Consider the following 5806-nt stretch of genomic DNA (forward strand, 5'->3'; position numbering starts at 1 on the left):
AGATGTGTATAAGAGCCCGGTCCGGGCCGGGCGACCCCTCCCACGCCGACCCGGCGCCCGGCCCGGACTTCGTGACGCCGGTCGACAACCTCTTCGTACGCAGCCACATGGGCGTCCCGGAGATCGACGCGGACACCTGGACGCTGACGGTGGAGGGCCTGGTCGAGCGGCCCCTGCGCCTGGACCTGCCCGCCGTCCTCGCGCTGCCCGCCGGACACCTGACCGCCGTCCACGAGTGCTTCGGCAGCCCGTTCCGGCCCGACGTGCCGACGCGCGCGGTGACCAACGTGGAGTGGACGGGCTTCCCGCTCGCCGCGCTCCTGGACCGCGCCGCCCCGCTGCCCGCCGCCCGGCACGTGGTCTTCGAGGGCGCCGACACCGGCTCCTTCCACGGCGAGGACGGACTCTCGTACGTCAAGGACCTCCCGCTGGAGACGGCGCACCGCGCGGTGTTCCTGGCCCACGGCATGAACGGCGCGCCGCTCAGGGCCCGGCACGGCCACCCGCTGCGCGCCGTGGTCCCCCGCATGTTCGGCACGAACTCGGTGAAGTGGCTGACGCGGATCGTGCTGACGGACGAGCGCCCGGAGCACCTGTTCACGACGACGTTCTACACACGGACGCCGCCCGGCGAGGACACCCCGCGCCCGGTGCGCGAGGTGGACGTCAACAGCAAGATCCTCTCGCCCGCCCCGGACGCCGAACTGCTGCCGGGGACCCTGACGTTCAGGGGACGGGCCTGGAGCGCCACGGAGGTCACCCGCGTGGAGCTCTCCGTCGACGGCGGCCCGTGGGAGCCCGCCACCCTCGACGCCCTCGGCGCCGAGCCGACCTGGCAGGGCTTCTCGCTGCGCCGCACGCTCCGGCCGGGCCCGCACACGGTCCGCTCACGGGCGACGGACACGGCCGGGCGCGTCCAGCCGCCGCCGGGGGCACGGAACTCGGTGCACGAGGTGTCCTTCTCGTGCCCTTCGCATGTCCTTCGCGGGTGAAGGCCCGCCGGTGGCCGGACCGAACGTCGACAGGACACGGGGAGAGAGATGAGCACGCGGCCTGACGCGGAAGACGGCACCGGCATCGACGAGAACCTCGTACGGTCCCTGCTCAAGGACCAGTACCCGCACCTGTCCGAACTGGACGTCCATTCGGCCGTCCGAGGCTGGGACAACGAGATGTGGCGGCTGGGCGCGGAGTCGGCCGTACGGATCCCCCGTACCGACCGCGCCCCCGAACTGCTCCGCAAGGAGCACCGCTGGCTGCCCGCCCTCGCCCCGGGGCTCCCGCTCCCCGTGCCGACCCCCCTCCACCTCGGTGAACCGACCGACCGCTTCCCGAAGCCTTGGACGGTGGCGAAGTGGGTGCCGGGCGAACCGGCCGACCGTACGCCCATCAGCCGGCCCGAGGACGCGGCGGACACCCTCGCCGCGTTCCTCCGCGCGCTCCACGCCCCCGCTCCGGCCGACGCCCCGGCCAGTGCGACGCGGGGCGTGCCCCTGGGCCTCCACGCCGCCGCGGTCGACGCGGGGCTGCGCGATCTCGCGGCGGAGGGCATCCCGCCGGAAGCCCGCGACGTGTGGCACGCGGCGCTCGCGGCGCCACGGTGGGAGGCGCCGCCGCGGTGGCTGCACGGCGACCTGCACCCCGCGAACGTCGTCGTCACGGACGGCACCCTCTCCGGCGTGCTCGACTTCGGCGAACTCTGCGCGGGCGACCCGGCGACCGACCTCGCGGCGGCCTGGCTGCTGCTGCCCGAGGGCGCGGCGGACCGCTTCTTCGCGGCGTACGGCCGCGTCGACGAGGCGACGGTCCTGCGCGCACGCGGCTGGGCGGTCTGCACCGGCCTCGGCCTGCTCTCGGTGGGCCGCAAGGGCGATCAGGGGCTGCCCGGCGGCAAGGTGACGTGGGGCCGCGCGGGCCGGGCGGCGCTGCGACGGGTGACCGCCCGCTAGCCGGGCCCCGCGTCGGCGGCCAGGGCCTCCGACCCAGCGAGGGCCTCCGCCGCGGCGAGGGCACGCACCGCCTCCTCCCGTACCTCAGGCGCGGCGTCGGCCCCGGTCCGCTCCCGGATCAGCGGCAGCGTCTCCGGGTGTGCGGGCCGGCCGAAGGCCAGGACGCGGAGCGCGGCGATGCGGACATCGGCGGACGGGTCGGCGACGGCCCGGTCTCGCGCGGTCTCGGCGGTGGCGTCGCCGGAGTCGACGACGGCCAGCCAGCGCAGCGCCGAGCGGCGGATCTTCGGCTCGGGGTCGAGGAGGGCGCGGTCGCGCAGCAGCTCGCGGGTGGCGGGGTCCGCGTCCCGCTGCGCCCCCAGGAGGCAGAGGGCGTGGCGGCGTACGCCCTCGTCCGGATCCGAGACGGCAAGACCGGCGATGGTCTCCCAGCCGCCGGCCGCGGAGTCGGGCAGGCAGCCGAGCGCTTCCAGGGCCGCGCGCCGGACCGAGGCGGCCGGGTCCTCGACGGCACGGGCGCGGAGGATCTCTCCCGCCTCGTCGCGGCCTGCCAGCAGCCGCGCCGCCACGAACCGGACGTCCTGATCCGGGTCGGTGACGGCGCGGTCCCCGACCAGCTGCCAGGTGACGGAGTCCTCGCCACGGAACCGGGCCAGCTGCTCCAGGGCCACCCCGCGGGTGACACCGTGCGGCGCTTCGACCGCCAGGTCCCGGGCCAGCTCCCAGGTGGACTCCTCGGTGCGGCACAGCTCCGTGAACAGGTGCAGGGCGGAGGCCCGGGCGGGGCCCTCGGGGTCGTCGAGGGCCCGATCGCGCAGCAGCTCCCGCGCGGCGGCGTCGTCCCCGAACCGGTCGTGCACGGTGGACAGCGCGAGCTAGCGCAGATCACCGCTCTCGTCGTGCAGCACGCAATCACGCAGCAGCTGCCACCCGGGGGCGCCCTCGTCCGGACGCGCGAGCCACTCCAGCAGAACGCTCTGGCGGACGTACTCGGACGGGTCGTGCCGCAGGCGGTCGCCTGCCAGCTCGCGGGCCCGGACGCCCCTGTGCCGACTGGCCATCAGGAAGTGCAGCGCCTGTGACCTCACGATGTCGGACGGGTCGGCGACGGCGCGGTCGTACAGCAGCTCGACGACGGTTCGCTGATATCCCCAGCCACGGTCCAGCAGGAACAGTGCGGCGCCCCGGACATGGCTCGCGGAATCCCGGACGGCCACGTCGGCGACCGCGTCGCGCGTGGCGGGGTCCGAGCCCCAGCACAGGGCCAGCGCCCGCAGAGCCGAGGAGCGCACGCCGGGTTCGGCGGCGGACCCCATCTCGGACCGGACCAGCCGCAGGGTCTCGTCGTCCGTACGCAGCCGGGCCAGCGCGCGCAACGCCGCGCCACGGACGCGCTGATGAGGGTCGGACGTCGCGCGGTCCCGCATCAGGGCGACCGTCGCGGTCTCGTCGTGCACCGGGGCGGAGACGAGCGCGGACAGCACGGCCTCGCGCACCCATTCGCTCCGGTCGGCGACCGCCCGTTCCCTCACCAGGTCGCGCGTGGCGGCCTCGTGCCACCGGCGCTCCACCAGGATCCGCAGGGCTTCCTTGCGGGTGTCGGCGGCCCGGTCGTCGACGGCGCGGCCACGGATCAGCTCCCACGTCGCGGCCTCGCCGTCCCACCGCCGGGCCAGTTGCCGCAGGGCCTCGCCCTGCACCTTCGGGGTGTGGCCGTGCACCGCCATGACCCGGAGGGGCGCGTCCCCCGCGTACAGCGCGCACGCGATGCGCACGGACAGCTCCGCGGCGCGCGCGTACTGCCCCCGCAGATGGAACCACCGCAGAAGACGCGGTCCGCCGCTCCAGTGCGGCGAGAAGGTGCCGAACGCCGCGATGGCGTCGCCGAGTTCGGGCAGCGTGTCACTGTCGGGCTCCACCCCCTCCAGCTCCGTGATCACCGCGTCGACGACCGCCCTGCTCTGCGCCGCCAGCGGCCCGACCCGCCGCACCTCCGCCAGCGCGCGGACGGCCAGCACGAGGAACCGTGTGCCGGACCAGGGGTTCCGGTGCCGGTGCAGGTCCAGCAGCCGGTCGACCGCCGCCGCGGCCTCCGGCTCGCCGATCTGCCCGGCCAGGAGCAGCAGCACCTCGTGCCAGGCCGGGTCGGCCGCGTGCCGCGCGAAGACCTCCTCGACGAACTCCCCCTGGTCCCACTCGCGGTGGCGCGTGTACCGCCGGTCGATGTCCTCCGCCGCCAGGTACTCCAGGAACGCCCGGTGCACGAATCCGTACACCCCGCTCCCGTAGTGGCTCAGGATGAAGTTCCGCTCCCGGAACTGCCGGACCATGGTCCGCGCCGCCGCCACGGCCTGGGCCGCCGGCAGCTCGTACTGCTCGCACAGGTACGCCTTGAACGTGGCGAGGAGTTCGTCCGAGTGGATGTGGTTGCCCGCGATGCCGCCCCGGCCGTCCTGCATGCGGCGGGCGACCAGGCGGAGCAGCTCGTGGCGGTCCTCGTCGCCGAGGTACGCGAGGGTCTCGGCGACGGCCGGTACCCGCAGGTGCTTGGCGTGCTCGTCCCAGTGGGCGACGAGCACGGCGACCGCGTGCCGGTAGACGCCCTGCCGGTCACGGGGCAGCTCCCTGCGGCGGCCGATGATGGCCAGGATGGTCAACAGCAGCGGATTGCCCGCGAGTTCGCGCACGGGACGCGAGTGGTCGACCGCCTCCCTGAGGCTGCGGCACAGCCGCTCGGCCCGCCCGGCGTCATGCGGGCACGCGGCCGCGTACCACTGGCGCGCGAAGCGGCCGATCTGCTCGACGCTCAGGTCCTGGATCATGTGGTGGGCGAAGTCGGCGCGCTCCAGGACACCGCGTTGGTAGCCGATGACCCGGGACGTCACGACCACCCGCACCCCGGCCGCCCGGTGACGGCTCGCGAAGTCGGCGACGCGGTGGGCGACCTGTTCGCGCGCGGCGGGGTCGAAGAGCTCGTCGAGGCCGTCGAAGAGGACCACCACCCGTCCCTCGGACAGGAGTTGATCCAGTACGGGCTTCGGTGGCGCCAGGCCCTTCGTCGTGTGGAGGTGGTCGAGGAAGTCCTCGAAGGTGCGGTTCCGCCAGGGTTCGGCGGCGTACTCGCGCAGCTCCACGACCAGCGGGACGCGGCCCGCCAGAGGGGCGAGCGGACCCGCGGGTACGGCGCCCGTGAGCGTCAGCGCCACATGGTGCGCCAGCGTCGACTTGCCCGCGCCCGGGTCGCCGAGCAGCACCGTCCGGTCCGCCGCGGGGTCGGCCAGGACGTCGAGGACCTCNNNNGTCGAGTTCGAGGCCCGGCGGCACCAGATCGGCGGGCCATTCCCCGGACTCCATGAGGCGGTTGACGAGGTCGCGGGGCAGCTCGACCGGCGGCGGGTCGGCCCGTACGAGGGGCGGTACGAAGACCGCGCTCAGCTCGACCGGCGGATGGTCACCCTCCTCCGTGGGGATCAGCACGTCCAGGTCGAGGCGGCCGTAGCACTCGCGGACGCGGACGGCGTACTGGGAGAGCGCGGCGTCGACGTCCTCGGGGGACACCGGTGCCGGGCCCCGCGGTGGCGGGGCCTGCTGCACGACGACCTGCTGCCCGACGTACGTGTGGGTCACGCNNCGTACGTCGACCCGCTGCCGCCGCGCCGGAGGAACGGCCCCTGTCTGCCCGCGTTCCCCCGGACTCACCGCGCCTCGGCCTCGCTTCCGTCGCCGAACGCGTTCCCGCGCACGTCCCCGCCGGAGGCCACGGCTCCCTCACCACGGGCGGAGACCGTGCCACCCGCCGGGCCGGAGCCGCCCGCCGGGCCCGGTCCGCCGGACGGCGACGGCTGCCCGCCGACCGC

4 protein-coding genes are annotated in these 5806 nt (G+C 75.2%); 2 read left to right on the forward strand and 2 right to left on the reverse strand.

What is annotated here, in order from left to right; genetic code table 11:
- The first annotated feature begins 71 nt into the window (after nt 1-71).
- Entirely contained in the window at nt 72-992 is a 921-nt protein-coding gene (locus AOK22_RS12555; RefSeq protein ID WP_055698697.1) for a molybdopterin-dependent oxidoreductase, read from the forward strand.
- Between the two features lie 48 nt (nt 993-1040).
- On the forward strand, nt 1041-1949 hold the full coding sequence (locus AOK22_RS12560) for an aminoglycoside phosphotransferase family protein (RefSeq protein WP_055698698.1): 909 nt from the start codon (nt 1041-1043) through the stop codon (nt 1947-1949).
- On the opposite strand, the gene AOK22_RS12565 is transcribed toward AOK22_RS12560, so the two are convergent.
- Together AOK22_RS12565 and AOK22_RS41870 are read right to left on the reverse strand one after the other, a co-directional pair.
- A complete protein-coding gene (locus AOK22_RS12565; RefSeq protein ID WP_055698699.1) occupies nt 1946-2809 on the reverse strand; it encodes a HEAT repeat domain-containing protein in 864 nt (287 codons plus the stop codon). The two genes, AOK22_RS12560 and AOK22_RS12565, sit on opposite strands and share 4 nt — an antisense overlap.
- 15 nt (nt 2810-2824) lie before the next feature.
- Nucleotides 2825-5245, reverse strand: a 2421-nt coding sequence (locus tag AOK22_RS41870) for an NACHT domain-containing protein (RefSeq protein WP_208606391.1), incomplete at its 5' end; no start/stop codon positions are given.
- Nucleotides 5246-5806 lie beyond the last annotated feature (561 nt).

Source organism: Streptomyces silaceus, assembly GCF_001419745.1.
Taxonomy (GTDB): domain Bacteria; phylum Actinomycetota; class Actinomycetes; order Streptomycetales; family Streptomycetaceae; genus Streptomyces; species Streptomyces silaceus.